Source organism: Variovorax sp. Soil_C_33 (assembly GCF_057656935.1).
In genome coordinates this window covers 64,294-89,667 of record NZ_JBDGJK010000011.1, presented here as the reverse complement: position 1 = coordinate 89,667, position 25,374 = coordinate 64,294, and the positions used below count along the sequence as shown (strand labels likewise).

General features: G+C 68.7%; 28 protein-coding genes. 5 read left to right on the top strand and 23 right to left on the bottom strand.

The window, feature by feature from the left end:
• The 12 genes from AC3A6B_RS18045 to hpaR form a co-directional block, all read right to left on the bottom strand.
• Entirely contained in the window at positions 1–978 is a 978-nt protein-coding gene (locus AC3A6B_RS18045) for a 2-dehydropantoate 2-reductase (protein WP_487838040.1), read from the bottom strand.
• 3 nt (positions 979–981) lie between these two features.
• Positions 982–1,791, bottom strand: coding sequence for a class II aldolase/adducin family protein (locus AC3A6B_RS18040; protein ID WP_487838039.1), 810 nt, complete (start codon positions 1,789–1,791; stop codon positions 982–984).
• A gap of 19 nt (positions 1,792–1,810) precedes the next feature.
• The gene (locus AC3A6B_RS18035) at positions 1,811–2,800 is read right to left on the bottom strand and encodes a Bug family tripartite tricarboxylate transporter substrate binding protein (protein WP_487838038.1); all 990 of its coding nucleotides are present in this window, start codon (positions 2,798–2,800) and stop codon (positions 1,811–1,813) included.
• Between the two features lie 105 nt (positions 2,801–2,905).
• On the bottom strand, positions 2,906–3,715 hold the full coding sequence (hpaI, locus tag AC3A6B_RS18030) for a 4-hydroxy-2-oxoheptanedioate aldolase (protein WP_487838037.1): 810 nt from the start codon (positions 3,713–3,715) through the stop codon (positions 2,906–2,908).
• 9 nt (positions 3,716–3,724) lie between these two features.
• The gene (hpaH, locus tag AC3A6B_RS18025) at positions 3,725–4,528 is read right to left on the bottom strand and encodes a 2-oxo-hept-4-ene-1,7-dioate hydratase (protein ID WP_487838036.1); all 804 of its coding nucleotides are present in this window, start codon (positions 4,526–4,528) and stop codon (positions 3,725–3,727) included.
• Between the two features lie 5 nt (positions 4,529–4,533).
• On the bottom strand, positions 4,534–4,938 hold the full coding sequence (locus tag AC3A6B_RS18020; RefSeq protein WP_487838035.1) for a 5-carboxymethyl-2-hydroxymuconate isomerase: 405 nt from the start codon (positions 4,936–4,938) through the stop codon (positions 4,534–4,536).
• An 11-nt stretch (positions 4,939–4,949) separates the two neighbouring features.
• Complete coding sequence (gene hpaD, locus AC3A6B_RS18015) at positions 4,950–5,825, bottom strand: 3,4-dihydroxyphenylacetate 2,3-dioxygenase (RefSeq protein ID WP_487838034.1); 876 nt, start codon at positions 5,823–5,825, stop codon at positions 4,950–4,952.
• 2 nt (positions 5,826–5,827) lie between these two features.
• The gene (gene hpaE / locus AC3A6B_RS18010; protein ID WP_487838033.1) at positions 5,828–7,285 is read right to left on the bottom strand and encodes a 5-carboxymethyl-2-hydroxymuconate semialdehyde dehydrogenase; all 1,458 of its coding nucleotides are present in this window, start codon (positions 7,283–7,285) and stop codon (positions 5,828–5,830) included.
• Between the two features lie 7 nt (positions 7,286–7,292).
• Positions 7,293–8,270 carry a Bug family tripartite tricarboxylate transporter substrate binding protein gene (locus tag AC3A6B_RS18005; protein ID WP_487838032.1) on the bottom strand — a complete coding sequence of 326 codons (978 nt, stop codon included), beginning with the start codon at positions 8,268–8,270 and terminating at the stop codon, positions 7,293–7,295.
• 36 nt (positions 8,271–8,306) lie between these two features.
• Positions 8,307–9,062 carry a fumarylacetoacetate hydrolase family protein gene (locus tag AC3A6B_RS18000; protein WP_487838031.1) on the bottom strand — a complete coding sequence of 252 codons (756 nt, stop codon included), beginning with the start codon at positions 9,060–9,062 and terminating at the stop codon, positions 8,307–8,309.
• The gene (locus AC3A6B_RS17995) at positions 9,059–9,682 is read right to left on the bottom strand and encodes a fumarylacetoacetate hydrolase family protein (protein WP_487838030.1); all 624 of its coding nucleotides are present in this window, start codon (positions 9,680–9,682) and stop codon (positions 9,059–9,061) included. Before AC3A6B_RS17995 ends, AC3A6B_RS18000 begins: the two co-directional genes overlap by 4 nt.
• Positions 9,679–10,110: a homoprotocatechuate degradation operon regulator HpaR gene (hpaR, locus tag AC3A6B_RS17990; protein ID WP_126839560.1), complete on the bottom strand. Its 432-nt coding sequence runs from the start codon at positions 10,108–10,110 to the stop codon at positions 9,679–9,681. Before hpaR ends, AC3A6B_RS17995 begins: the two co-directional genes overlap by 4 nt.
• Before the next feature lie 106 nt (positions 10,111–10,216).
• Here hpaR and radA point away from each other — a divergent pair, with 106 nt between their 5' ends.
• Positions 10,217–11,608, top strand: coding sequence for a DNA repair protein RadA (gene radA / locus AC3A6B_RS17985; protein ID WP_487838029.1), 1,392 nt, complete (start codon positions 10,217–10,219; stop codon positions 11,606–11,608).
• A 5-nt stretch (positions 11,609–11,613) separates the two neighbouring features.
• The gene (locus AC3A6B_RS17980; protein ID WP_487838173.1) at positions 11,614–12,099 is read left to right on the top strand and encodes a glycerate kinase; all 486 of its coding nucleotides are present in this window, start codon (positions 11,614–11,616) and stop codon (positions 12,097–12,099) included.
• A 13-nt stretch (positions 12,100–12,112) separates the two neighbouring features.
• On the opposite strand, the gene AC3A6B_RS17975 is transcribed toward AC3A6B_RS17980, so the two are convergent.
• On the bottom strand, positions 12,113–13,093 hold the full coding sequence (locus AC3A6B_RS17975; RefSeq protein ID WP_487838028.1) for a recombination-associated protein RdgC: 981 nt from the start codon (positions 13,091–13,093) through the stop codon (positions 12,113–12,115).
• Between the two features lie 124 nt (positions 13,094–13,217).
• Here AC3A6B_RS17975 and AC3A6B_RS17970 point away from each other — a divergent pair, with 124 nt between their 5' ends.
• Positions 13,218–14,153, top strand: a complete 936-nt coding sequence (locus AC3A6B_RS17970; protein WP_093104290.1) for a branched-chain amino acid transaminase — start codon at positions 13,218–13,220, stop codon at positions 14,151–14,153.
• Between the two features lie 5 nt (positions 14,154–14,158).
• Positions 14,159–14,365 carry a zinc-finger domain-containing protein gene (locus tag AC3A6B_RS17965; protein ID WP_214700791.1) on the top strand — a complete coding sequence of 69 codons (207 nt, stop codon included), beginning with the start codon at positions 14,159–14,161 and terminating at the stop codon, positions 14,363–14,365.
• Here AC3A6B_RS17965 and AC3A6B_RS17960 read toward each other — a convergent pair.
• The 9 genes from AC3A6B_RS17960 to AC3A6B_RS17920 all read right to left on the bottom strand — a co-directional run bounded on the left by AC3A6B_RS17960 (position 14,331) and on the right by AC3A6B_RS17920 (position 23,486).
• Complete coding sequence (locus tag AC3A6B_RS17960; protein WP_487838027.1) at positions 14,331–15,590, bottom strand: O-antigen ligase family protein; 1,260 nt, start codon at positions 15,588–15,590, stop codon at positions 14,331–14,333. The two genes, AC3A6B_RS17965 and AC3A6B_RS17960, sit on opposite strands and share 35 nt — an antisense overlap.
• 129 nt (positions 15,591–15,719) lie before the next feature.
• The gene (locus AC3A6B_RS17955) at positions 15,720–16,904 is read right to left on the bottom strand and encodes an ATP-binding protein (RefSeq protein WP_487838026.1); all 1,185 of its coding nucleotides are present in this window, start codon (positions 16,902–16,904) and stop codon (positions 15,720–15,722) included.
• Complete coding sequence (locus tag AC3A6B_RS17950) at positions 16,904–17,617, bottom strand: response regulator (protein ID WP_126839552.1); 714 nt, start codon at positions 17,615–17,617, stop codon at positions 16,904–16,906. Before AC3A6B_RS17950 ends, AC3A6B_RS17955 begins: the two co-directional genes overlap by 1 nt.
• A gap of 81 nt (positions 17,618–17,698) precedes the next feature.
• Positions 17,699–19,327: an NAD(P)/FAD-dependent oxidoreductase gene (locus AC3A6B_RS17945; protein ID WP_487838025.1), complete on the bottom strand. Its 1,629-nt coding sequence runs from the start codon at positions 19,325–19,327 to the stop codon at positions 17,699–17,701.
• 10 nt (positions 19,328–19,337) lie between these two features.
• The gene (locus AC3A6B_RS17940) at positions 19,338–20,147 is read right to left on the bottom strand and encodes a beta-ketoacyl synthase chain length factor (protein WP_487838024.1); all 810 of its coding nucleotides are present in this window, start codon (positions 20,145–20,147) and stop codon (positions 19,338–19,340) included.
• Entirely contained in the window at positions 20,144–21,337 is a 1,194-nt protein-coding gene (locus AC3A6B_RS17935; RefSeq protein ID WP_487838023.1) for a beta-ketoacyl-[acyl-carrier-protein] synthase family protein, read from the bottom strand. Before AC3A6B_RS17935 ends, AC3A6B_RS17940 begins: the two co-directional genes overlap by 4 nt.
• An 80-nt stretch (positions 21,338–21,417) precedes the next feature.
• Entirely contained in the window at positions 21,418–21,861 is a 444-nt protein-coding gene (locus tag AC3A6B_RS17930; protein WP_487838022.1) for a type II toxin-antitoxin system VapC family toxin, read from the bottom strand.
• Positions 21,858–22,130, bottom strand: coding sequence for a FitA-like ribbon-helix-helix domain-containing protein (locus AC3A6B_RS17925; RefSeq protein WP_487838021.1), 273 nt, complete (start codon positions 22,128–22,130; stop codon positions 21,858–21,860). The genes AC3A6B_RS17930 and AC3A6B_RS17925 overlap by 4 nt, the downstream gene beginning before the upstream one ends.
• A 24-nt stretch (positions 22,131–22,154) precedes the next feature.
• Positions 22,155–23,486: an AmpG family muropeptide MFS transporter gene (locus AC3A6B_RS17920; RefSeq protein WP_487838020.1), complete on the bottom strand. Its 1,332-nt coding sequence runs from the start codon at positions 23,484–23,486 to the stop codon at positions 22,155–22,157.
• 36 nt (positions 23,487–23,522) lie between these two features.
• Between AC3A6B_RS17920 and AC3A6B_RS17915 the strand changes: the two genes are divergently transcribed.
• Positions 23,523–24,356: a M48 family metallopeptidase gene (locus AC3A6B_RS17915; RefSeq protein WP_487838019.1), complete on the top strand. Its 834-nt coding sequence runs from the start codon at positions 23,523–23,525 to the stop codon at positions 24,354–24,356.
• On the opposite strand, the gene AC3A6B_RS17910 is transcribed toward AC3A6B_RS17915, so the two are convergent.
• Positions 24,353–25,336 (bottom strand): NAD-dependent epimerase/dehydratase family protein, encoded by a 984-nt coding sequence (locus tag AC3A6B_RS17910; protein ID WP_487838018.1) that lies wholly within the window; start codon positions 25,334–25,336, stop codon positions 24,353–24,355. The genes AC3A6B_RS17915 and AC3A6B_RS17910 overlap by 4 nt on opposite strands.
• Between the last annotated feature and the right edge of the window lie 38 nt (positions 25,337–25,374).

Here is a 25,374-nt window from a genome sequence, read left to right as displayed (position 1 = left end):
TCAGTAGAGGCGGAGCTGCCGCGCGTGCAGGCGCGCGAGGCCCAGCAGCGCGTCGGTGAAAGGCGTTTCGACCTTGGCGAGCTGGCCCAGCTCGCGCACCACCGACACCAGCGCATCGAGCTCGACCGCGCGGCCGGCTTCCACGTCCTGCAGCATCGAGGTCTTGAAGGCGCCCAGCTTGCGCGTGACCGCGTGCCGGTCTTCCGGCGTCTCCGCGATCGGGATGCCGATGCGCTCGCCGATCTCGCGGGCTTCCAGCATCACTGCCGAGATGAAGCCGCGCACCAGGTCGTCGGCCAAGATCAGGTCGGTCGTGGCGCCCGTGATCGCGCTGATCGGGTTCACCGTCATGTTGCCCCAGAGCTTGTACCAGACGTCCTTCTGGATCTGCGCGGAAAGGCGCGCTTCGAAGCCCGCCTGCTTCAGCAGCGTCTCGAGCTTCGTGGCGCGCGGCGTCGCCTCGCCCGAGGGCTCGCCGACGATCAGCCCGTTGCCGAAGTGATGCCGCACCACGCCGGGCGCATCGAGCGAGCAGCTCGCATGCACCACGCAGCCGATCACGTGCCGCGCGGGAATCGCCTCGCCGATCTTTCCGCCCGGGTCCACGGCCTGCAACTGCGTGCCGGCCAGGCTGCCGCCGAAGCCGCCCTGCAGGAACCACCAGGGCACGCCGTTCATCGCGGTCAGCACGATCGTGTCGGGGCCGAGCAGCGGCGCGATCTGTTGCGCCACGGCCTGCAGCGCCGGCGCCTTGACGGCGATCACCACCAGGTCCTGCTCGCCCAGCGCCGCAGGATCGGCCACTGCATTCACCGGCACGCGCGTGCGCTCTTCGCCGCGCATCACCGAGAGCCCGTCGCGCCGCAGGGCTTCGAGCGTCGCGCCGCGCGCGACCACGTTGAGCCGGTTGCCCGCCTGCGCCAGGCCGGCGCCGATCCATCCGCCGATCGCGCCGGCGCCGTAGATGCAGACTTTCATGGTTCAGTGCTTGTAGGAATCGTCGATGCGGTCGACTTGCCGCACCAGCGCGTCGAACACGTCCTGCCCGCCGCCGTGCTTGGGATTGAACTGCAGTGCATCGCGCGTGCAGTTGCGCGCGATGTCTTCCGCGACCGGAATCGCCGCGCCCATGGAGAAGGTCGCCATCTGGATCTCGCAGGCGCGTTGCAGGGTCCAGAGGATGGCAAAGGTCTGCGGCAGCGTCTGGCCCCAGGCCAGCAGGCCGTGGTTGCGCAGGATCACGGCCTTCTTGTCGCCGATGCTCTTCAGAAGCCGCGGCCCTTCGTCGGCATGGATCGTGATGCCCTCGAAATCGTGGTACGCCACCATGTCGTGCAGCTGCGCGGTGTAGAAGTTGGTCTGTTGCAGGCCGCCCTGCAGGCAGGCCACGGCCACGCCGGCCGTGGTATGCGTGTGCATCACGCAGTGCGCATCGGGCAGCCCGTCGTGGATCGCGGCATGCACCGTGAAGCCGGCCGGGTTGACCGGATGGGGCGAGCCGTCGAGCACCTTGCCTTGCAGGTCGATTTTGACCAGGTTGCTCGCCGTGACCTCGCTGTAGTGCAGGCCGAAGGGGTTGATCAGGAACTGCGGGGATCTCGGAGCCCCTCCGGTAGCGCCACCCGTCACGCTGTCGGGCAGCCGCACCGTGATGTGGTTGTAGATCATCTCGGTCCAGCCCAGCATCGCGAATACGCGGTAGCAGGCGGCGAGCTGCAGGCGGGCCTCCTGCTCGTCGGGGTGGATGGCGAGGCGGGCCGGTGTGGCCGGCGCAGCGAGATGGGTGGTCATGGGCAATTCCTTTTCTTATCTAGCCTTCCGCGGTGAAGCCGACCTGTTTCACGATCGGCGCCCACTTGGCGGTGTCTTTCTTGATCAGCTCGGTCAGCTCCGCGGGCGAGGAGGACATGGCTTCCAGGCCGAAGGTCGACAGGCCGTCGATCACTTCCTTGGTGGCCAGCGCCGTCTTCATCGCGGCGTTCAGCTTGGCCACCACTTCGGGCGAGGCCTTGGCCGGCAGCAGGAAGGCGAACCACTCGCTGTGCGCCATGTCCTTGATACCCTGCTCGCCGAAGGTCGGCACCTCGGGCGCGAAGCGGCTGCGCTTGCTGCCCGAGACGCCGAGGATGCGCACCTTGCCGGTCGGCAGGTGTTGCGAGATGTCGCCGATCGGCCCCGACACGGCGGAGATGTTGCCGCCCAGCAGGTCGAGCATCGCGGGCTGGGTGCCGCGGTAGGCCGCATGCTTGAGTTCCACGCCGGCGCTCTTGCCCAGCAGCGCGCCGATGAAGTGCGGCGTCGAGCCGGCGGCCGGCGAGCCGTAGTTGGCGCCGGTCGGATTGGCCTTGGCCCAGGCGAGGAACTCGGGCACCGTCTTCACGCTGGCCGGCACGGCCGGGCCGACCGCGAAGCCGAAGTCGAAGATGCAGGCGACGGTCACCGGCGTCAGGTCGACGAGCGGGTCGTAGGGCAGCTTCTTGTAGATGTGCGGGTAGATGGTGAGGATCGAGGTCGGCGTCTGCAGGATGGTCGCGCCGTCGGCCGGCTGGCTCTTCACGTAGGTGACGGCGATCTGGCCGCCGGCGCCGGTGCGGTTCTCGACCACGGCCGTGTTGGCATAGCCGGGCGCCAGCTTGCTGGCGACGCGGCGGCACAGCGTGTCGGAAGTGCCGCCGGCGGCGAAGCCCGTGATGATCTTGGCGGTCTCGATCTGCGCTTGCGCGAAGGCCTCTCGGCCGATGCTCGCGAGCAGCGCCGAGGCACCGGTGGTTTGCAGCAGGTGGCGGCGGGTGAAGTTCATGGTGGCGATGTCTCCAGGGGTGAGTAGTGCTTCGGGGTTGAAGCGCACGGTGAGCGCGTATTTTTCCAGCAAGCCGCCGTGCCGCAACTCCGCGTTTACCTCCAATCAGTAGGTCTTGCTCGCCGGCAGCGCCTGCGCGTCGTCCTTGAAACGTGCGGCCAGCGCGCTGGTGCTGCGCGCCAGCAGATTGGTGTCGAGGCCGACGGCGACGAAAAGGGCGCCGAGCTCGAGGTACTTGCGCGCCTGCGCTTCGTCGGGCGTCAGGATGCCGGCGGCCTTGCCGGCGCGGTGGATGCGCGCGATGGCGTCTTCGATGGCCGCCTGCACCTCGGGGTGGTTGGGATTGCCGACGTGGCCCAGCGACGCCGAGAGATCGGCCGGACCGATGAAGACGCCGTCGATGCCGTCCACAGCCGCGATGGCGTCCAGGTTGGCCAATGCCTCGCGCGTCTCGGCCTGCACCAGCAGGCAGACCTGCTCGTTAGCCTCCTTGGCATAGCCCGGATAGCGGCCCCAGCGCGAGGCGCGCGCACCACCCATGCCGCGGATGCCGTGCGGCGGATAGCGCATGGCGCGCACGATGGCCTGCGCCTGCTCGGGCGTGTCGACCATCGGCACCAGGATGGTCTGCAGGCCGAGGTCCAGGTACTGCTTGATCAGCGCCGTGCCGACGTCGCCGTGGCCGACCGGCACGCGCGCGATCGCGTTGGCGCCGGGGTAGGCGGCGATCGCCTGCGCCTGCTGCAGCACGCTGCGCAGGCCGTTGGGCGAATGCTCGCCGTCGATCAGGAGCCAGTCGAAGCCGGCGCCGGCGCAGATCTCGGCGCAGTAGGCATCGGCGAGGCCGAGCCAGAGGCCGATCTGCGTGCGCTTCTCGGCGAGGGCTTGCTTGAAGGGATTCTTAGGTGTTTGCATTTGGGGCTTTCAGACGAAACGGAAGGCGACGGAGCCGAGCGGCCCGTAGTCGACGTGGAAGGTGTCGCCGGGCAATGCGGTGATCGGGCGCGTGAACGAACCGCCGAGCACCACCTCGCCTGGCTCCAGGCATTCGCCCCAGGGCGCGAGCTTGTTGGCCAGCCAGGCGACGCCGGTGGCCGGGTGGTTGAGGACGGCCGCGGCCACGCCCGATTCCTCGATCACGCCGTTCTTGTAGAGCAGGGCGCTGACCCAGCGCAGGTCGACCGCGTCGGGCTTCACCGGCCGCCCGCCGGTCACGATGCCGGCGTTGGCCGCGTTGTCGGCGATGGTGTCGAAGACGCGGCGTGGGGCCTTGGTCTCGCGGTCGAACTGCTCGATGCGCGCATCGATGATCTCGACCGCCGGCACCACGTAGTCGGTGGCCGCCAGCACGTCGAAGATCGTGACCTGCGGCCCCTGCAGCCGCTTGCCGAGCACGAAGGCCAGCTCGACCTCGATGCGCGGCGCGATGAAGCGCGTGAACGGGATGTCGCCGCCCTGCTCGAAGAACATGTCGTCCAGCAGCGTGCCGTAGTCGGGCTCGGTGATCTGGCTGGACAGCTGCATCGCGCGCGAGGTGAGTCCGATCTTGTGGCCCTTCACCACGCGGCCCTCGGCCAGCTTGGTCTTCACCCATTCGCGCGAGATCGCGTAGCCGTCCTCGATGGTCATCTGGGGAAAGCGCCGGGAGAAGTGCGTGAGCTGCACGCGCGACTTCTCGCTTTCGTGCAGTTCGGCGGCGAGCTGCTGGATGACGTTCTTCGCGAGCATGCTTGTTATTTGTTGAACAGGGGATGCAGGTTGCCGAACTTGCCGTCGTAGACCTGGCCGGGCGCTTCGTCGATCTGCAGCGTGATGCCGATGTGCCGCTTCGCGAGCAGCGGCTCGAAGTGCTGCCTCACCTTCTCGAGCAAGGCGTCGCCGATGCGCTTCTTCACTGCTTCGCTGCGTCCCGCCGCCATGCGCACGTTGAGGTAGACGAAGGCGTAGTCGCCCTTGCCGTCGGCGACGGCGTAGTGCGCGGCAGGGAAGGCCAGCACGCGCGTGCCGCCGATCGGGTAGACCGGCTTGCCCGCGTCGTCGCTTTGTTCGAGCATGGCGTCGGCCATGGTGCGGCAGAGCGCGGGCATGTCGGTGTCGAGCTCGATGTTGGGGGTGTAGAGGATGACGAGATGCGGCATTGTTCTCTTCCTCAGGCGGTGGCTGCTGCAGGCAGCGGCGTGACCGGAAAGATCGCGTTGATCTGCCCCGTGCCCGAGCTGCCGAAGTAGGGCGTGATGATCTCCACCGGCGCCGCGTAGCGATCCCAGCCCAGGAGGCCGAGCAGCATCGCCGTGTCGTGCATGTCGCCTTCGCCCCAGCACTTGTCGGCGTACATCGGCAGCATGCCGACGAAGGTCTTCCATTCGCCGGCTTCCCAGAGCTGGACCACGCGCCGGTCGACCTGCTCGAGGAAGGGGTCGTAGACCTTGTGCATGAACTCGGGCGCGCGGCCGTTGTCGGCGAAATGATGCGACAGCGAGCCGCTGGCGAACACCGCCACCGTGCCCTCGTAGCGCTCCTCGATGGCGCGCCGCACGGCGAGCCCGAAGCGGCCCGATTCGGTGAGGTCGTGCCAGTCGCACCAGCCGCTGATGCTGATCACCTTGTAGTGCTGGTCGGGGTTCATGTAGCGCATCGGCACCAGGGTGCCGTATTCGAGCTCGAGCGTGGTGTCGCTGTGGGCGCGGCTCTTCACGCCCATCTCGTTGGCCATGTCGGCGATCAGGTGGCCCAGCGCCGGATTGCCCGGGTAGGCGTAGGGCATGTTCTTGATGAAGTGCGGCAGCTCGTTGCTGGTGTAGGTGCCGCCGAACTGCGGACCGCAGTTGATGTGGTATTCGCTGTTGACCTGCCAGTGCACGTCGAAGACCACGATGGTGTCGACGCCGAGCGCGCGGCAGCGGCGGTCGATTTCCTTGTGGCCGTTGATCGCAGCCTCGCGGCAGCCGAAGTTCGGGCCGGGGAACTCCGACAGGTACATCGACGGTACGTGCGTGATCTTGGCGGCGAGTGCGAGCGTGCCCATGACTAGACTCCCCAATGAGGGATGTGATGCGAGCCGAGCGAGACGGCCACGTTCTTCGGCTCGCAGAAAACCTCGTAGCTCCAGGTGCCGCCTTCGCGCCCGGTGCCCGAGGCCTTGGTGCCGCCGAAGGGCTGGCGCAGGTCGCGCACGTTCTGGCTGTTGACGAAGCACATGCCGGCCTCCACCGCGGCCGCGACGCGGTGCGCGCGGCCGATGTTCTCGGTCCAGACGTAGCTGCTCAATCCATATTGGATGTCGTTCGCGAGCCGGATCGCATCGGCCTCGTCCTTGAACGGAATGAGGCAGGCGACCGGGCCGAAGATCTCGTCCTGCGCGATCTTCATGCGGTTGTCGACATCGGCGAAGACGGTGGGCATCACGTAGTTGCCTTTCTTCACGCGGTCCGGCAGCTGCGGCGTTTCGAGCCCGCCGCACAAGAGTGTCGCGCCTTCCTTCGGGCCGAGCTCGATGTAGCTGCGCACCTTGGCCAGGTGGGCCTGCGAGATCATCGGGCCGACGACGGTCTTCTCGTCGAGCGGGTCGCCGACCGCGATGCGCTTCGCGCGCTCGGCGAATTTCGCTGCGAAGTCGGCATAGATCGACTGCTGCACCAGGATGCGCGAACCCGCGGTGCAGCGCTCGCCGTTGTTGCTGAAGATCATGAACAGCGCCGCGTCGAGCGCCCGCTCGAGGTCTGCATCCTCGAAGATCACGAAGGGGCTCTTGCCGCCGAGCTCCATGCTGAACTTCTTCAGGCCCGCGCTCTTGACGATGCGGTTGCCGGTGGCGGTCGAGCCGGTGAAGGAGATCGCGCGCACGTCCGGATGCGCGACCAGCGGCTCGCCCGCATCGCGGCCGTAGCCGTGCACCAGGTTCAGCACGCCGGGCGGGATGCCGGCTTCGAGCGCCAGCTCGCCGAGCCGCGCGGCGGTGAGCGGCGAGAGCTCGCTCATCTTCAACACCGCGGTGTTGCCGAAGGCCAGGCAGGGCGCGACCTTCCAGGTGGCGGTCATGAAGGGCACGTTCCACGGCGAGATCAGCGCGCACACGCCGACCGGATGGAAGAGCGTGTAGTTGAGGTGGGTCTCCGTCGGGTAGGTGTGGCCGTCGACGCGCGTGCACATCTCGGCGAAGTAGTAGAAGTTGTCGGCCGCGCGCGGCACCAGCTGCTTGCCGGTCTGCGCGATGACCTGGCCGCAATCGTCGGTCTCTGTTCGCGCGATCTCGGGCACGTGCACGGCGATCAGGTCGCCCAGCTTGCGGATCAACCTGGCGCGCTGCGGCGCGGGCATGCCGGCCCATTTCGGAAAGGCTTCCTTGGCCGCTGCGACGGCCGCGTTGACTTCGGCTTCGCCACCGGCGGCGACCTCGGCCAGCACCTCTTGCGTGGCCGGGTTGACGGTCTGGAAGTAGTCGCGGCCGGCGACCGGCTTGCCGGCTATGAGGTGGTCGATCTTCATGAGGGTCCTAGTCGAGCTTGATGTCGCGCGCCTTGATTAGCGCGTGCCATTTCTTGCGCTCCGAATCGGTGTAGCGCGTCATCGCGGCCGCATCGGCGGGGGTGGCATCCCAGCCGGCGTCGAAGAGCTTCTGCCGCACGCCGGGATCGCTCACCGCCTTCTGCAGCTCGGCGCCGAGCCGGGCCTGCACGTCCTTGGGCGTGGCTGCGGGTGCCACCAGGCCCTGCCAGGCATAGGCCTCGACGGCGGGATAGCCGAGCTCCTTGGCCGTCGGCACGTTGGGCAATTGCGGCATGCGTTCGGCCGACAGAGCGATCAGCGGCGTGATCTTGCCGGCCTTGACCGCGCTGACGCCGCTGGGCAGGTCGAGCACGATCAGCGGCACCTGGCCTGCCATCAGGTCCTGCATGGCCGGCGCGCCGCCCTTGTAGGGCACGTGGAGCAGGGAGACGCCCGCCTCGCGCTGGAACAGCTCGAGCGCGAGGTGGTGCGGGCTGCCGTTGCCCGGCGTTCCGATGCTGTACTTGCCCGGCGAGCGCTTGAGCTCGGCGAGCAGCGCCTTGGCGTCGGCGAAGCCGGCATTGGGACCGGCGGTGATGACCAGCGCCGAGCGGCCCATCATGCCGAGCAGCGCAAAGTCCTTCTCGGGGTCGTAGGGCAGCTTCTTGTAGAGCGCGGGGTTGTAGACCAGCACGCCGTTGTCGGCCGAGAACACGGTGTAGCCGTCGGCCGATGCGCGGGCCACGTGCTCGGAGGCGATGATGGCGCCGGCGCCCGGGCGGTTGTCGACCAGCACCGGCTGGCCGAGCTGCTGCGACAACTGGGCGCCGGCGGTGCGCGCGAGGAAATCGGTTCCGCCGCCGGCCGGGTATCCGACCACCCAGCGCACCGGCTTGCTCGGATAGGACTGCGCGGACGCGCCGACGGCGAACAGGGATGCGCCCAATGCCACCAAAGCCGTCGCCAGCCAGGACTTCTTGACCATGTCGTCTCCTTCGTGATGTGTTCTCGCGATGCAGGCTCAGGCGGCCGCACCGATGGTGTTGGAGAGCGCGCCGATGCGCTCGATCTCGGTCACGACCACGTCGCCCGGCCGGCAGTCGACCACGCCGTCGGGCGTGCCCGTCAGGATCAGGTCGCCGGGCGAAAGCGTCATGAAGCTCGAGAAATACTCGATGAGGAAGGGCACGTCGAAGATCATGTCCTTCGTGCTGCCCGACTGCGTGAGCCTGCCGTTGACGGTGGTCTTGAGCGCGAGCGCCATCGGGTCGGGAACGTCCTTCGCGTCGACCAGCCATGGCCCGATCGGCGTGCAGGTGTCGCGGTTCTTCACCCGCAGGTTGGGGCGGTACCAGTTCTCGAGGTAGTCGCGGATCGCGTAGTCGTTGGCCACCGTGTAGCCGCCGACGAAGTCGTAGGCATCGTCGCGCCGCACCTTGCGAGCGGTCTTGCCGACTACGATGACCAGCTCGCATTCGTAGTGCATGAACGAAACGCCGGCCGGGCGGTAGGTGATCCGGCGGTGGCCGGTGAGCGTGCTCTCGCCCTTGACGAAGACCAGCGGTTCCTCGGGCGCCTTGAACGCGAGTTCCTTGGCATGGTCGGCGTAGTTGAGGCCGAGCGCGAGGATGGTGCGCGGCCGCGGCGTGGGCGCGAGCGGCGGCAGCCACATCACGTCGTCGAAGCCGACCGCGCGGCCGTCGGCGAGCAGCAGGCGGCCGTCGCGCTCGGTCGCGTCGTGCTCCGCGCCTTCGAAGGTGATGCGTGCGTGCTTCATGATTGTTCCCCCACCAGCGTGTTGGCGAGGGTTTCGAAACCCGGCGCGCTGATCTCGATGCGGTCGCCGGGCCGCGCCAGCGGCCGGCCGGCATCGCAGCCGAGCATCAGCACATCGCCGTGCGCGAGCGTCATGAAGGCGCCGACCTCGGCCAGCAGCTGCGCCGCGCTGCGCACCGTCTGCGAGAAATCCACCGACTGGCGCAGCTCGCCGTCGATTCGCACTTCGAGACTGAACTGCGCCGGGTCGGCGACCTCCTGCGCATCGCGCATGGCGGGCCCGATGCCGAGAAAGCCGTCCACGCACTTGAACTTGACGGGCGGGCGGAAGAAGCTCGCATGCGGGATCGAGAGGTCGTTCATCAGCACGAAGCCTTCGACGTCGCTGTCGGCGCCGATGACCATGCCGATGGTGGCGCCGACTTCGACCTCGGGCACCGCGGCCGGCACCACGATCGCACTGCCGTGCGGACTCCAGGTGTTGGCCGTCTTCACGTAGAGCACGGGCGCCTGCGGCGGCGCCTTGTAGGGCGGCTGGCTCATCTGCGGCGCTAGTGCCTCGACTTCGGCGCGGAAGTTGAGCAGCACGCCGTAGACGGTGCCGGTGGGCATGAAGCTCATGGCTGCTCCAGTTCGATCACTTCGTCCAGCAGCACATAGAGCTGCGAGAGCTTCTGCTTGCCGAGCGACTTTTCCATCCAGTCGTAGTGCGACTCGATCGCGCGCGAGAGCTTGCTCACCATGCGCGTGCCCTTGGGCGTGGCCTCGACCACGGTGCGGCGCTGGTCGGCCGGGTCGCGCTCGCGGCGGATCAGGCCGTCGCGCTCCATGCGCGCGAGCACGCCGGTCAGGCTGGGGCCGAGGATGAACGCCTCGCGCGCGACCCGGCCGGTCTCGACCACGCCGAGCTCGCCCAGCACGCGCAGCACGCGCCATTGCTGGTCGCTCAGGCCATGCTCGCGCAGGCTGGGGCGGGTGTGCGCCATGACGGCTTCGCGTGCCTGAAGCAGCAGGCGCGGCAGATTGCGGTGGACGAAGGGGGTGCTCATGAAGGCCTCGATTATTTAACATGTTAAATTAATTGCAAGTGCCTTCCGGGCCGGCTTCGGCGGGGTTTTCCCTGAGCCGGGCCGGCGCCCTCCCTACACTCGGGCGATGGCCAAGGAAAAAAACCTCTTCGTCTGCTCCGAATGCGGCGGCACCAGCCCCAAGTGGCTGGGCCGCTGCCCCAGCTGCGGCGCCTGGAACACATTGGTCGAGCAGGTGGCCGGCCCCGCGGGCGGCAGCGCCAACAATCGCTTCGGCACGCAGTTCGCGGCGCTCGCCGGTTCGGCCGAGCTGGCCACGCTCTCCGAGATCGAGGCCACCGACATCGAGCGCACGCCGACTGGGCTCGACGAACTCGACCGCGTGCTGGGCGGCGGCATCGTCGACGGCGGCGTCACGCTGATCGGCGGCGACCCGGGCATCGGCAAGTCGACGCTCCTCTTGCAGGCGGTCGATGCGCTGCAGCGCGCCGGCCGCAACGCGATCTACGTCACCGGCGAGGAGAGCGGCGCCCAGGTGGCGCTGCGCTCACGGCGGCTGGGACTGCCGCAATCGCAGGTGCAGGTGCTGGCTGAGATCCAGCTCGAGAAGATCCTCGCCACGCTGGACGCCACGCGGCCCGCGATCGCGGTGATCGATTCGATCCAGACCGTCTACTCCGACCAGCTCACCTCGGCGCCGGGGTCGGTGGCGCAGGTGCGCGAGTGCGCGGCGCACCTCACGCGCTTCGCCAAGGCCAGCGGCACGGCGGTGGTGCTGGTGGGCCATGTGACCAAGGAGGGCGCTCTCGCCGGCCCGCGCGTGCTGGAGCACATGGTCGACACCGTGCTCTACTTCGAAGGCGACACGCACTCGAGCTTTCGACTGGTGCGCGCCATCAAGAACCGCTTCGGCGCAGTCAACGAGATCGGCGTGTTCGCGATGACCGAGCGCGGCCTGAAGGGCGTGGCCAACCCGAGCGCGATCTTCCTGAGCCAGCATGCGGAGCCGGTCCCGGGCAGCGTGGTGCTGGTCACGCTCGAAGGCACGCGGCCGATGCTGGTCGAGATCCAGGCGCTGGTCGACAACGGCGGGCCGAGTCCGCGGCGCCTGTCGGTCGGGCTCGACCGCGACCGGCTCGCGATGCTGCTCGCGGTGCTGCACCGCCATGCGGGCGTGGCCTGCATGGACCAGGACGTATTCGTCAACGCGGTCGGCGGCGTGCGCATCAGCGAGCCCGCGGCCGACCTGGCCGTGATGCTCGCCATCACCTCCAGCCTGCGCGGCAAGCCCTTGCCCAAGGGCTTCATCGCCTTCGGCGAAGTCGGCCTCGCCGGTGAGGTGCGACCCGCCCCGCGCGGCCAGGAGCGCCTGCGCGAGGCCGCCAAGCTGGGCTTCAGCGTGGCCGTGGTGCCGAAGGCGAACGCGCCGCGCAAGGGCGCGAAGGAGATCGAGGGGCTGACCATCCACGCGGTAGAGCGGATCGAAGAGGCGATGGACGTGGTGCGGCAGCTGCAGTAGCGACAATAGCGCTCATGAATTTCGGCAAAGTCCTCGTTCCACTCGCCGGCCTCCTGCTGCTCGGCCTCGCCTATCGCGCCTATGGATGGGCCGGTGTCGCGCTCGCCGGCGGCGCCATCGTGATGTTCCTCTTGATGCATTTCAACCGCACGATGCAGGTCCTGAAGCGCGCCGCCGACCGGCCCATCGGCTCGGTCGCCAGCGCGGTGATGCTCAATGCCAAGCTCAAGCCCAAGGCGACCCTGCTGCACGTGATCGCGATGACGCGCGCGCTCGGCGAGCAGCGTTCGCCCAAGGACGCGCAGCCCGAGGTCTTCCGCTGGACCGACGGCGGCGGCTCCTGGGTCGATGCCACCTTCGCGAACGGCAAGCTGACCGAGTGGCAGCTGGTGCGGCCCGAGGTGCCGGACGAGGAGCCGGCGCAGGCCGATGCGCCGAGCGCCGATGCCGTCAAGCCCGGCGCGGCCGACGCGCTGCGGCCGCCGGTCTAGGACTGGCAGACGCCTAGAAAGGCGCCGATTCGTCGGCGAGCTCTTCGGACTTCGAGTCGGTCGCTGACGGCGCCGCATCGGCCGCCGCCGCGCCCAGCTTCATCTCCCCACCCAGCGCCTCGATCAGCTCCGGCACCAGCTGGCCCAGCTCGCCGGTCGCGATCGCGGCATCGGCATCGAAGTTGTCTTCTTTGCCCGAGGCCGGCGCATCGTCGAGCGTGCCTTCGAGGAACACGATCTTGCGCAGCTGCAGGCCCTCGGTCAGCTCGAAGGACACACGGTCGTCCCAGGTCATCGCGAGCCGGGTCGGACGCTTGCCGTCGGCGATGTGCTGGCGCACCTCCTCGATGTCGAGCGGGTGCTTGGCATAGCGCACCACGGCCTTCGACTCGTCGCTGGCCTTGAGCTCGCACTCGCGGTCGATGGTGAAGCCGGCCGGCGGCTCCTGGGTCGAGAGCCAGTCCGACATGGCGGCGGCCGGCTCCACCTGCGTGTTGATCTGCGCGACGGCGAAGCCTTCGAGCGCCTTCACCAGGCTGGTCACCACCTCGTCGGCGCGCGCCACGTTGCTGGCGTTGACCACCAGCCGGCGCGCCGCCGGGTCGATCCATACCGCGATGCGCGCGTGGCGGGTGAAGGCCAGCGGCAGCAGCTCGTGCGTGACGTCTTCCTTGAGCTCCTTCTTTTCCTTCTTGCCGGGCTTGCGGCCGGTGGTGGCCTCGATCTGCGCGGCGCGCTCCTCGACCTTGCGGCGCACCACCGAAGCCGGCAGCGTCTTGCTTTCGATCATGTATTCGAGCAGCCACTGGCCGCCGATGGATTCGACCAGCGGGCCGTGTTCCTCCCCGCGGGGCTCGACCCAGCCGGCGGATTTTTCCTGCGAGGGGCTGCAGGGGACGAAACGCAGCGGGTCGAGGGCCTGCTCGACCTGGCCATGCGACTGCGACCACGATGCTTCGATGCGGTAGACGATGACGTTCTTGAAGACGGACACTGAAACGAACCCTTTTCTGGCTGACTGATTGGCAAAGCCGTGCATTGTCGGCGGGACGAAGTCGGTCGCCGCCGTAAAATCGCAAGCTTTTGCGACATACCCCCTTCCCCAAAGGACAAAGAACATGAGCGCGCTCCCCGCATTGGACGATCGTGACGGCAAGATCTGGATGGACGGCGATCTCGTGGACTGGCGCGACGCCAAGATCCACGTGCTGAGCCACACGCTGCACTACGGGTGCGGCGCGTTCGAGGGGGTGCGGGCCTACAAGACCGTCAACGGCACCGCGATCTTCCGCCTGGCCGAGCACACCGAGCGCCTGTTCAACAGCGCCAAGATCCTGCGCATGAAGATCCCGTTCTCGCCCGAGCAGCTCAACGAGGCCCAGAAGCAGGTGGTGCGCGAGAACAAGCTCGAGAGCTGCTACCTGCGCCCGCTGGTGTGGATCGGCTCCGAGAAGCTCGGCGTCAGCCCCAAGGGCAACCGCATCCACGCCATGGTCGCGGCCTGGGCCTGGGGCGCCTACCTGGGCGACGAGGGCATGAAGCGCGGCATCCGCGTCAAGACCTCGAGCTACACGCGCCACCACGTCAACATCACGATGACGCAGGCCAAGGCGGTCAGCAACTACAGCAACTCGATCCTCGCCAACATGGAGGCGCTGGACGACGGCTACGACGAGGCGCTGCTGCTCGACGCCAGCGGCTTCGTCTCCGAGGGCGCGGGCGAGAACATCTTCGTGGTCAAGGGCGGCGTGGTCTACACGCCCGACCTGTCGGCCGGCGCGCTCAACGGCATCACGCGCAACACCATCCTGCACATCTGCAAGGATCTCGGCATCGAGGTGGTGCAGAAGCGCATCACGCGCGACGAGGTCTACATCGCCGAGGAAGCCTTCTTCACCGGCACGGCGGCCGAAGTGACGCCGATCCGCGAGCTCGACCGCATCGAGATCGGCATCGGCTCGCGCGGGCCCGTCACCGAAAAAATCCAGAGCGCCTTCTTCGACATCGTGAACGGCCGCAATCCCAAATACGCCCACTGGCTCACGAAGGTCTGACGACAATGTCCAACGCTGTGATCGAACTGCTGGCCAAGGACCTGAACCACCAGGGCGGCGTGTTCTGCCCGAACCCAAAGGCCGACATGAAGCTGTGGAGCGCGCACCCCAAGGTGTACCTCGACGTCGCGCGCACCGGCGAGGCCAAGTGCCCTTATTGCGGCACGGTCTACCGCCTCAAAGCGGGCGAGGCCGTGGCGCATCGCCACTGAGAGCGACCGCATCGCGGCGCGGGATCAGCCCGCGCCATGAATCGCCCGGCTCCTGCGCGAGCCGCAGGTAGATCGTCGCCACCCACAGCAGGCTGAGCCCGATCTGCGCATCGCGCAGCGCCGAGTTCGCGTTGGTGGCGATCAGGAGGATCAGCTGCGCGACGAAGGCGTAGCGCCCGATCAGGTCGTCGCGCCGCCAGGCCAGCCAGAGGCCGGTCAGGATGATGGCGAGCAGGCTCAGCGCGCCCGGGATGCCGGCCTGTGAGCCCATCCACAGGAAGTCGTTGTGCGGCATGTTGTAGTCGGCCAGCAGCTTGGGGCCGCGCAGGTGCCACTGCTCGGTCCAGCCGCCGATGCCCCAGCCGGCGAACGGCCGGTCGATGATCATGCGTCCCGTGTCGCGGTACATGTAGTAGCGCACCACCCAGCTGCCTTCGGACACCGCGCCGCCTTGCGCCTGCTCCAGCTCGTGCACGCCGAGCTCGAACTTCCGCTGCACGGCCGGCGAGCTCCAAAGGCCCGCGGCGACGACCGCTGCGCCCAGCACCATGGCAAGCGAGAGCACGCCGAGCCTGCGCCGCCACTGGTGAAGACAGGCCGCCGGAATGACCAGCAGCATGGCCAGCAGCGAGGTGCGCGAATCCAGCTTGAAGAAGATGATCACCACCACCGCCAGCGTGATCGCGAATGCGGGTACGGCCTGCCAGCGATGGCGTTCCGACAGTGCCGCGAGCCCGAACACGGCCGCCGTGGCACCCACGACGGTGAACAGCAGGGCGTTGCTGATGGACTTGTTGCCGACCGGCATCACCACGCCGCGCCAGGCTTCCACGATCTGGAAGCCGAACGCGTGGTGCGCCGCGATGACCGCGATGTTCACCAGCGCCATCAGCAGGAAGCCCCGTAGTGCCCACAGACCCTCCTCGCGCGTGAGGGCCAGCGCCATCAGCAGCGTGGCCGCGATGCGCAGCCCGTGCACCAGGTTCGATGGCGTTTGCGGGTAGTGGGGCCCGAGCGCGAGCACCACCAGCGTCCATACCACGTAGACGATGGCCGGCCACCACATCGGGTTGCTGCGCAGGCGGACGGCGCGTTCGCGCCAGTCGCCGGCTGCCAGCAGCGCGACCAGCAGCAGGAAAAAAGCGAGGTAGGGGACGCCGACCGGCATGAAGACCGTCAGCCCCCAGAACATGGCTGCGGGGCGGACGATTTGCGATCTCTGCATGGGGGCGGATTTTAGGTGCCGCCGCCGCACCGTTTCCTGACGCCCCGGTCAGGCTGCGGCCGCCGCCGGGCCGCCCCCTCGGGGGGTGGAGTTACACGAAGTGAAGCGCAGTGAAAAGCCGGGGGGCCCTCAGTTCGGCAGGGCGATGACGAAGCTGGCGCCGCCGCCCGGCCGATCTTCGCAGCGGACGCTGCCGCCATGGCGCTCGGTGATCGACTTCACCAGCGCGAGGCCGAGGCCCACGCCGCCGTTGCGCTCGCTCGCGCCCGGCAGCCGGTAGAAGGGTTCGAAGATGCGCTCGCGCAGCGCGGCCGGCACGCCTGGGCCGCGGTCGTTGACGCGGATCTCGGCGGCATTGCTGGTGCTGTCGAGCTGCACGCTGATCTCTCCGGCCCCGTAGCGTCGCGCGTTCTCGAGCAGGTTGCGGATCGCGCGCCGCAGCAGGCGAGGCACGCCGCGTACCGTCAGCGCGGCGCTGCTCGCGTCCTCGGCCACGTCGAGCTCGGCATCGACGCGCGCGCACTCCTCGGCCGCCAGGCCGGTCAGGTCCACCGTTTCGATGGTGCCCATGTCGGCTTCCTTGGCGTCGAGCCGGCTCGCGAGCAGGATCTCGTCGATGAGCTGGTCGAGCTCGGCGATGTTGCGCGCAATCTCCTCGCGCGCCGCCTCGCTCGGCCGCTCGCCCATCAGTTCCAGCCCCATGCGGATGCGCGTGAGCGGCGAGCGCAGCTCGTGCGAGGCATTGGCCAGCAGCGACTTGTGCGAGCGCACCAGCTGCTCGATGCGCGCCGCTGCCCCGTTGAATCGATTGGAAAGATCGGCCACTTCGTCCTGCCCTTCTTCGGCGACGCGCACCGACAAGTCTCCTTCGCCCCAGCGCTGCACGCCGCGCTGCAGCGCTTCGAGCCGCTTGGTGAGCCGGCGCACGATCGGGTAGACGCCCAGCGCCACGGCGATGCCGACCAGCGCGACCATCCAGCCCAGCCCGAAGGGCGTGCGCCAGGCCGCCAGCCCGCTGGTGCCGCTCGGGCGCGGGCGTGGCGCCACGCGCAGCGACATCGCGCGGCCGTCCTCGAGCGTCACGTCGAATTCGAGCCCCTGGCCGGGCACACGCACGGCGCTCCCGGTGCCGATGGCGCGGTCCTGGTTGTTGAGCACCACCACTTCGCGCGGCACCGCCGACAGTCGCTCGCGCTCGTTCTCGGCCGCCTCGCGCACGATCCAGTTGGCGGTGAGCGTGAGGATGACGACGCCGGCCACCACCGCCAGCCAGATGCGGACGTAGAGGTGGCGCCGGTAGAGATTGCGCAGCATCAGTCTTGTTGTTTCGCGAACACGTAGCCCACGCCGCGCACGGTCAGGATGCGCTTCGGGTTCTTGGCGTCGACTTCGATCGCCGCACGGATGCGGCCCATGTGCACGTCGATCGAGCGGTCGAAGGCCTCGAGCTCCCGGCCGCGCACGGCTTCCATGATCTGGTCGCGCGTGAGCACGCGGCCGGCGCGCTCGGCCATCGCGACCAGCAGGTCGAACTGGTAGGAGGTGAGATCCGCCGGCGCCCCGCCCACCGTGACCGTGCGCGCGTTGCGGTCGATTTCCAAAGTGCCGAAGCGCATCACGGTGGCTGCCGCCGCCTCGCTCGTGGTTTCGCTGCGGCGGCGCAGCACGGCGCGGATGCGCGCCAGCAGCTCGCGCGGCTCGAAGGGCTTGGGCAGGTAGTCATCGGCGCCGATCTCCAGGCCGATGATGCGGTCCATCGGGTCGCCCTTGGCGGTCAGCATCAGCACCGACACCTTGGCCAGCCCGTTGGGCAGGGCCCGGATCCGGCGGCAGACCTCGAGGCCGTCGGTGTCCGGCAGCATCAGGTCGAGGATCACGAGATCGGGCGAGCGCTGCTGCAGCAGCTCGAGTCCGCTGGCGCCATCCGCGGCATGGCTGAAGCCGAAGCCCGACTGGGTGAGGTACTCGCCCACCATCTGCGCCAGGCGGGCGTCGTCTTCGATCATCAGGAGTTGGGGGGTGCTCATGGCTGTAGGTTCTCCCTGTGGCGCCAAGCAGGCTTGAACGCTCCGTAAAGTTGGCGTAAACCTCGAAGCGACTGGTATCGGTCAGTTCGGCGCGAAGAGCATGGAGGCGGGCGCCGGGCCAGGCGAGGCGGCCGTCATTTTCTCGGATAGCACGGCGCGCAGGGCGAGGCCGTCGAGGCCAGGATGCTCCCGAGTGGCGCGCACCAGGATCTCGCCGGCCAGCGCGCGCAGCTGCTCGACTGAAGCCCGCATTCGGGTGCGGAAGGCCTCGTCGTCGAGCCGGTCGTTCAGGCTGCGGTTGAGTGCGGCAAACCACGGCAGCGCGGCTTGGTCCAGCATCACGGCCGGATTGCGTTTCTCGCTCACGGCCGACCAGGCGCGCAGGAAGTCCTGCACCGCGAAGTTGAGCCGCTGGCAATGCTGGAGTTCGTCGCGCAGGCTGCCGAGCAGGGCCAGGTCGGTCAGCCGCTGCTGGAAGAAGATCTGCGAGAGCACGCCCCAGTAGTAGGTGTAGTCCCAGATCACCTTCACCGGCAGCACCTCCGGGTCGCCGAAGAGCGAATACTGGTCGGTATAGAGCGCGAGCGTGCTCTCGTAGAAGGAATGGTAGATCTGGTCGTAGAGCTGGGCGCGCGCATCCACCGAGTGCCCGGCGCGGTCGTGCGCGATCAGGTCGGTGATGTAGGTGTTGCTCATCGCGATGAAGTCGCTGCCCGGCGAATAGAAGGGATCGAGGAAGAGCCCCGCCTCGCCGGTCAGCGCCCAGCGCCGACCCGAGAACACCTGCTTGCAGCCGTAGGAGAAATCGCGGAAGAAGGCGAAGTCCTGTAGCAGGTGACGCTTGCCGTCGAGCTCGTCGAAAAGGCGCGGCTGCCAGGTACGGAACCACTGCATCGCCTTGTCGAAGCTGTCGATGGTCTCGATCGGATGCAGCCGCGGGTCGGCCACGATGCCGACCGAATGCGAGCCGGAGGCCAGCGGGATCAGCCAGACCCAGTAGCCCGCGCCGACCAGGTGGTTGGTCGAGAGCCAGCGCGCCTGCGGCTCGCAGCGGGCGCGCCATTCGGCGTTGTCGGACCAGTCGTCGATGGTGATGCGCTCGCCGATGCGGAACCACACGGCATTGCATTCGTGCGCATTGGGCTCGGCGAGGCCGAGCTTGCGCTTGAGCATGCCGGCGCGCCCGCAGGCGTCGATGAGCCAGCGCGCCTGGACGAGGTGCGTCTCGCCGTCCTGCGTCCAGCTGAGCCGGTGCGGCTCGCGCGGGTCTTCGGCCAGGTCGATGCGGCGCACCAGTGCGCTGTCGACGAAGCGCACGCCGCGGCGCGTCGCCTCCTCGGCCAGGTAGTTCTCGAAGATGCCGCGGTCGATCTGGTAGCTCGGCACCGCGAGGTAGCGGCTGGCGCCGATCTCGGTCACCTGGTCGATGTCGCGCCGGCCTTCGCTGAAGAAGAAACGGAAGCCGAACTTGCGCAGCTGGGCGCCGTGCATGTGCGGTTTGAGATCCAGCACCGTGTCGAAGTAGTGGGCGCCGATCTCGACCGAGGATTCGCCCACCTTGTGCGCCGCATGCGGCACGGGATGCGCGCGGCGCTCCAGCACCACGACGTCGATGTCGGCGAAGCGTTGCTTGAGCTGCAGCGCGAGCGTAAGCCCCGCCAGTCCCCCGCCCATGATCACGACGTCGTGCCGGCGGAGGGTCGGGTCCATGGCGGCTTCCTCAGCCTTGCGGTTCGAGCCGCAGCTGCAGCGACAGCGTGCCCGACAGCGGCAAGGCGAGCGTCTCGGGCTTGCCGCGCGCCAGGGTTTCGAACAGGGGCAGCGCATCGGCCATCGCATTGGCCTTCAACGCGCGCGCCGCATCGGAAGGCGGGCGCGGCGCAGCCTCCTGCGCGCCGTTCGCGAGCGACCATTCGAAGGAGGCCACCGTGCGTTCGGTGCGCGCCGGTGCGAGCACCAGGGCCACGGCCAGCAGGTCGCGGCTGGTGATCACCGAGGCGAGCGCGCCCACGGCGGGCACGTCGAAGCCGGCCAGAAGCACCGCCTCCTGGTCGGCCGCGCACTGCACCGCCGCCTCGAGCAGGGCAGTCGCGAAGCTGCTCTCGTAGGCCGACACCGAATTGCTCGCCGCCATGCAGCCGGTGCCGATGGTCCAGTAGCCCACCGCTGCGTTGTGCACCGAGTTGTGGAACTTGATCGGCGACAGCAGCTTGGGGTCGCTGGCGAGCGTGCTGGACATGTAGTCGTTGATGCCGAGGTCGCCGTGCGCCGAGGCGAACACGCAGGGCAGCTGCGCGGCGTCGCGGCCCGAGGCGGCGATCGCGGCCGCCGCGACCTCTAGCGCGAGCGCCACTGTGTCGGGCGCGCGCCGCCGCTCGGCCGGCGCCAGCAACTGCGGCGCCGGCCGCTTGGCCGGCGGATCGGCCGGCTGTGCCTCGCCGCGGAACACGGCGCGCGCCGTCTCCCAGCCCGGCAGCGTCGGCGCCCAGAAGGCCGGGCCTTCGATGTAGAGGGTCGGCGTCCTGCTCATGCGCCTGCTCCCTTGCCGAACACCAGCGAGCAGTTGTTGCCGCCGAAGCCGAAGGAATTGGAGAGCGCGTAACGCACCTCGCCGTGCGCGGGCTGCAGCCGGATCTGCGGGGCGCAGTCGGCGTCGAGCGCGGTGGTGTTGACGGTGCCCGGCTTCAACCCGCGTTCGATGGCCAGCAGGCTGATCACGGCCTCGACGATGCCGGCCGCGCCCAGCGTATGGCCGGTGAAGCCCTTGGTCGAGCTCGCATGCGTGGCCGCCGGGAAGCGCCGCGCGATCAGCGCACCTTCGACCTCGTCGTTCTTCATGCTGGCCGTGCCGTGCATGTTGATGTAGTCGATGGCCTCGGGCGCGAGGCCGGCGCGCGCCAGCGCCTCGTCGAGCGCGCGCTCGGCGCCCAGGCCCTCGGGATGGGGCGTGGACATGTGGTGGGCGTCGCTCGCCTCGCCGTAGCCCAGCAGTTCGAGCCTGCCGGCGCCGCGCTCGAGCAGGGCGAAGCCCGCGGCCTCGCCCAGGCTGATGCCGTTGCGGGCCGCATCGAAGGGCCGGCAGGGCTGCGGCGAAACCAGCTCGAGCGAGTTGAAGCCGAACAGCACGCTGCCGCACAGCGTGTCCACGCCGCCGACCACGGCGGCGTCGACCAGGCCGAGGCGGATCAGCCGCTCGGCCGAAGCGAAGACCTTGGCGCTCGACGAACAGGCGGTCGAGAGGGTCTCGGCCGGGCCTTCGAGCCCGAGCGCCTGCTGCACGAACATCGCGAGCGAATGGGGCGTGTGGACCAGCGGCCGCCGTTGACCGGCCGGGAAGCCGCCGTCGGCATCGAGCTGCGTGTAGGCCAGTTCGGTCTCGCCGATGCTCGAGGTGGAGGTGCCGAGCACCAATGCGATGCGCGCCGCGCCGTAGCGCTCGCGCGCCGCCGCCACCGCTTCGAAAAAGCCGTCGGCCTGCAGGCCGAGCCAGGCCAGGCGGTTGTTGCGGCAGTCCCATCCGGCCAGGTTTTCAGGCAGCCGGAGCTCTTCGAGGCCGCCGACGCGGCCGATCCAGGTGGGAAGGGGCGTGGCGCCGAAATCATTGGCGCGCAGGCCGCTCTTTGATTGTTCGAGGGCGGCAACGAGGGCTTCCTTGCCGACGCCGACGGCCGACGTGGCGGTGAAGGCGCTGATCTGGAGAGGAGGAATGCGGGAGGGCACGGTGCGTGAATGTGTCGAGAGGATGAAGTGCGGCAAGCCTACCAGTTGGCTTCCGGATCGATGTCGGTCAATTCCCCGGCTCAGGGCAAGCCATTCAGGTGCGCCTGCGCGGCGGCGGCGAGCTTCGGGTCGAAGGTGGCGAGCGGCGCCCGCAGCTCGGCCGCGAGCCACAGGTAGGCGGCATCGTAGGCCGAAGTCTGGTGGCGCTGCGCCAGCTCGTACTGCGCAGCGATGTCGACCGGGTGCAGCTGGATGTCGTAGGCGCGGTAGTCGCCCAGCGCCAGCGCGACGGAGTCCGCAGGCCAGTCCTGCCGCAGCTTCTTGAGCGCGACGCTCGCGATCTCGTGATCGAGCAGGTTCGGCGCGTGCAGGCTGTGGCCGACCAGGCGCGCCAGCGCGGCATCGCGCATCGGCTCGTCGAACAGCACGGCGCTGAGCGCGCTGCAGTCGACCACCATCGGTGGCCGGATCAGGTAGGGCACCGACGGTTCGGCGGCGCGGGGAGCGGATGCCGGCGCGCTCACCGGACGTCTCGTTCGGTGCGGATGATGTCGACCGCGTCGGGGCCGTTGGCGATGGGCTGCGGAAATCGGGCGCGGTGCTCGGCCGCGATCTGTTCGATGGACTTGCTTGCGCGCTGAAAGATGTGGGCGGCCTCGGGCTTCGGCTCGACGGCGGCCTGCTCGATGATGGCCATCAGCTCGCCCTGCAGCGAGCGGTGGTTGCGTGCGGCCCGTTGCCGCAGGCGCTCGGCGAGGTCGTCAGGAACGCCCTTGATCGACAGATTGGCCACGCAAATGCCTTCGAAATGGAGCCATTATGGTGCCGTTTTGAAGGCTCTGGAAGCCAGTGCCACCAGCAGCAGCACCGGCGCGCCCAGCGCCGCAGTGCCGACGAAGAAGGCGCCGTAGCCGTAGTGGTCGACAAAGACGCCCGAGTAGCCGGCAATGAACTTGGGCAAGAGCAGCATCAGCGAGCTGAACAGCGCGTACTGCGTGGCCGAGTAACTGATGTTGGTCAGGCTCGACAGGTAGGCGATGAAGGCGGCCGATGCGATGCCGCCGGCCAGGTTGTCGGCCGAGACCACCAGCACCAGGCCGGTGAGATCGTGCCCGCGCGTTCCGAGCCAGGCGAACAGCAGGTTGCTCGCGGCGCTCAGCACTGCCCCCAGCATCAGCACGCGCATCACGCCGAAGCGCATCGACAGCACGCCGCCGACGAAGGCGCCGGCCAGCGTCATCACCACGCCGTAGATCTTGCTGACCGTCGCGACCTCGTCCTTGGTGAAGCCCATGTCGACATAGAAGGGGTTGGCCATGATGCCCATCACCACGTCGCTGATGCGATAGACCGCGATCAGCGCGAGGATCAGGGCCGCCTGCCACTTGTAGCGGCGGATGAAGTCCGCGAAGGGCTCGATCAGCACACTTTGCAGCCACTCGGCCGCGTTCTTCGCCTTCGGCAGCGCCACGCGCACCGGCTCGGGCGACAGCAGCACCGTGATCACGCCGACGGCCATCGAAGCCGCCATCACGAGGTAGGCGGCTTTCCAGGCCGCATTCTGGTAGCCCGCGCTGTCGGCGATCTCGGCCCAGGCCGCGATCCACAGCACGCCGGCGCCGGCCCAGATCATCGCCAGCCGGTAGCCGGTCTGGTAGGCCGCCGCCAGCGCGGCCTGCTTGCGCGTGGCGGCCGATTCGATGCGGAAGGCGTCGAGCGCGATGTCCTGCGTGGCCGAGCCGAAAGCCACCAGCAGCGCGCACCAGACGAGCGGCGCGAGCCCGGCGCGCGGGTCGTTGAAGGCCATGCCGACGATGCCGGCGATCACCGTCGCCTGCGCCAGCAGCAGCCAGCCGCGGCGGCGTCCGAGCAGCGTGGTCAGCGGCGGGATCGGCAGCCGGTCCACCAGCGGCGCCCAGACCCACTTGAAGCCGTAGGCCAGGCCGACCCAGCTCAGGTAGCCGATGGTGGTGCGGTCGACGCCGGCCTCCCGCAGGCGAAAGCTCAGCGTGCCCAGCACCAGCAGCAGTGGCAGGCCCGCGGAGAAGCCCAGCGCGAGCATGCGCAGCGTGGCCGGTTCGAGATACACCTTGAGCGCGTCGCGCCAAGGCAGGGCAGGGGGGGCTTCGTCAGCCGGGGGTGCGGACATGAATGAGGGTCTTTGGGGCTCTCTTATTATTCCCCCATGTGTTTGCGCTGCTTTTCTCGCTCCGGAACCTGGCAAGGCCGCCGCGCATTCCTGCTCGCCGCGAGCGCGGCCGCGGTGACGCCGGCGCTCGCCCAGGTCGAGGTCGGCAAGTCCTCGGTGGCGCGCAACCTGGTGCCGGCCGAGAACGTCGAGCAGGCGGGCGTGCAGCAGTACGGCCAGCTGATGGCGCAGGCCAAGGCCAAGGGCGCGCTGGCCCCGGAGGGCCATCCGCAGTTGCAGCGGCTGCATGCCATCTCGGCACGCATCATCCCCTTCGCGGCGCAATGGAACGAGCGCGCTGCGCGCTGGAAGTGGGAGCTCAACCTGATCGGCAGCAAGCAGATCAACGCCTTCTGCATGCCGGGCGGCAAGATCGCCTTCTTCACCGGCATCCTCGACCAGCTCAAGCTGACCGACGACGAGGTCGCGATGGTCATGGGCCACGAGATGGCGCATGCGCTGCGCGAGCATGCGCGGGCCCGCCTCGCCAAGAGCGCGGGCACGGGCGCCGCGCTGTCGATCACGGCCCAGCTGCTGGGCCTCGGGCAAGCCGGCGACCTTGCGGCGCGGGCCGGCACGCAGCTGCTCACGCTCAAGTTCAGCCGCAGCGACGAGACCGATGCCGACCTGGTCGGGCTCGAACTTGCCGCGCGCGGCGGCTACGACCCGAAGGCTTCGGTCTCTCTGTGGAAGAAGATGGCGCAGGCCTCGAAGAACCAGGGCGGGCTGAGCTTTCTCTCGACGCATCCGAGCGGGCCCGACCGCATCGCCAAGCTCGAGGCCAACGTGCCCAAGGTCGAAGGGCTCTACCGCGCGGCGAAGCGCGGCTAGTCCACGGGATAGGGGCCGTCCGCGAACACGGTCGCGTGGTAGCCCTTGGAACCGATCGCCTGCGCCAGCGCGCTGCGATGGTCGCCGCCGGCGCGCAGGCGCTCGATGACCGCGCGGAAGTCATGCCGCGGCCGCCAGCCGAGCTCGGCGCGTGCGCGCTCGTTGACGTAGACGCGGTCGATCTCGGGGAACATGCGCCACCCGCGCCGCGCGTATTCGACTTCGAACTGCGGCACATGGCGCGCCACCACCGCGGGCAGGTCGGTGCGCAGCTGCTGCAAGTCGTCGCGCGTGAAGGGCGAGCTCGCGCTGACGATGTAGCGGCCGAAGCCGATCCCGGCCGCGCGTTCTAGGGCGAGCAGGTGCGCCTCGACCACGTCCTCCACGTCGACCCGGCGATGCAGGAACTCGTTGACCTTCGCGTTCGCGTCCTCGTAGCGTTCGCGAACATGGCGCTGGTCGTCCTCCTCGGGAAAGAAGCGGGAGGTGCGCAGCACGATGCAGGGCAGCCCCTGCTGGCGCTGGAACAGTTCGCACAGGTCTTCGGCCGCAACCTTGGTGGCGCCGTAGATGTTCTTCGGCACCGGCGCCACCTCCTCGGTCACCCAGGCCGCCGGCGCGCCCGGCGGCGGCGTCAGCGCACGCCCGAAGGCGCTGGTGGTGCTGGTGAAGACGAAGGCGCCGGCGCCTGCGGCTGCCGCTTCCTCCAGCAGGTTCAGCGTGCCCGTGATGTTGGTGTCGACGAAGTCCTGGCGGCTGTGCGTGGCGACGTGGGGCTTGTGCAGCGTCGCGGTATGGAGCACGGCATCGACGCCCCGCATGCAGCGGGCCACGAGAGCGCGGTCGGTGATCGAGCCGACATGGCGGGTGAATGGCGACGCCAGCACGTCGATGCCGACGGCATCGTGTGCCGTGTGCTGCAGGCTGCGCATCAAGGCCTCGCCGAGATGGCCGGAACTGCCGGTCACGAGAATCTTCACGATCGACCTTTCATGATGATGTCCGGATATGGCCGGGC

Bases quoted from the DNA above. Each gene is read 5' to 3' on its own strand.
- AC3A6B_RS18045 (WP_487838040.1), bottom strand. From the start codon at position 978: ATGAAAGTCTGCATCTACGGCGCCGGCGCGATCGGCGGATGGATCGGC.
- AC3A6B_RS18040 (WP_487838039.1), bottom strand. From the start codon at position 1,791: ATGACCACCCATCTCGCTGCGCCGGCCACACCGGCCCGCCTCGCCATC.
- AC3A6B_RS18035 (WP_487838038.1), bottom strand. From the start codon at position 2,800: ATGAACTTCACCCGCCGCCACCTGCTGCAAACCACCGGTGCCTCGGCG.
- hpaI (WP_487838037.1), bottom strand. From the start codon at position 3,715: ATGCAAACACCTAAGAATCCCTTCAAGCAAGCCCTCGCCGAGAAGCGC.
- hpaH (WP_487838036.1), bottom strand. From the start codon at position 4,528: ATGCTCGCGAAGAACGTCATCCAGCAGCTCGCCGCCGAACTGCACGAA.
- AC3A6B_RS18020 (WP_487838035.1), bottom strand. From the start codon at position 4,938: ATGCCGCATCTCGTCATCCTCTACACCCCCAACATCGAGCTCGACACC.
- hpaD (WP_487838034.1), bottom strand. From the start codon at position 5,825: ATGGGCACGCTCGCACTCGCCGCCAAGATCACGCACGTACCGTCGATG.
- hpaE (WP_487838033.1), bottom strand. From the start codon at position 7,285: ATGAAGATCGACCACCTCATAGCCGGCAAGCCGGTCGCCGGCCGCGAC.
- AC3A6B_RS18005 (WP_487838032.1), bottom strand. From the start codon at position 8,270: ATGGTCAAGAAGTCCTGGCTGGCGACGGCTTTGGTGGCATTGGGCGCA.
- AC3A6B_RS18000 (WP_487838031.1), bottom strand. From the start codon at position 9,062: ATGAAGCACGCACGCATCACCTTCGAAGGCGCGGAGCACGACGCGACC.
- AC3A6B_RS17995 (WP_487838030.1), bottom strand. From the start codon at position 9,682: ATGAGCTTCATGCCCACCGGCACCGTCTACGGCGTGCTGCTCAACTTC.
- hpaR (WP_126839560.1), bottom strand. From the start codon at position 10,110: ATGAGCACCCCCTTCGTCCACCGCAATCTGCCGCGCCTGCTGCTTCAG.
- radA (WP_487838029.1), top strand. From the start codon at position 10,217: ATGGCCAAGGAAAAAAACCTCTTCGTCTGCTCCGAATGCGGCGGCACC.
- AC3A6B_RS17970 (WP_093104290.1), top strand. From the start codon at position 13,218: ATGAGCGCGCTCCCCGCATTGGACGATCGTGACGGCAAGATCTGGATG.
- AC3A6B_RS17965 (WP_214700791.1), top strand. From the start codon at position 14,159: ATGTCCAACGCTGTGATCGAACTGCTGGCCAAGGACCTGAACCACCAG.
- AC3A6B_RS17960 (WP_487838027.1), bottom strand. From the start codon at position 15,590: ATGCAGAGATCGCAAATCGTCCGCCCCGCAGCCATGTTCTGGGGGCTG.
- AC3A6B_RS17955 (WP_487838026.1), bottom strand. From the start codon at position 16,904: ATGCTGCGCAATCTCTACCGGCGCCACCTCTACGTCCGCATCTGGCTG.
- AC3A6B_RS17950 (WP_126839552.1), bottom strand. From the start codon at position 17,617: ATGAGCACCCCCCAACTCCTGATGATCGAAGACGACGCCCGCCTGGCG.
- AC3A6B_RS17945 (WP_487838025.1), bottom strand. From the start codon at position 19,327: ATGGACCCGACCCTCCGCCGGCACGACGTCGTGATCATGGGCGGGGGA.
- AC3A6B_RS17940 (WP_487838024.1), bottom strand. From the start codon at position 20,147: ATGAGCAGGACGCCGACCCTCTACATCGAAGGCCCGGCCTTCTGGGCG.
- AC3A6B_RS17920 (WP_487838020.1), bottom strand. From the start codon at position 23,486: ATGTCCGCACCCCCGGCTGACGAAGCCCCCCCTGCCCTGCCTTGGCGC.
- AC3A6B_RS17915 (WP_487838019.1), top strand. From the start codon at position 23,523: ATGTGTTTGCGCTGCTTTTCTCGCTCCGGAACCTGGCAAGGCCGCCGC.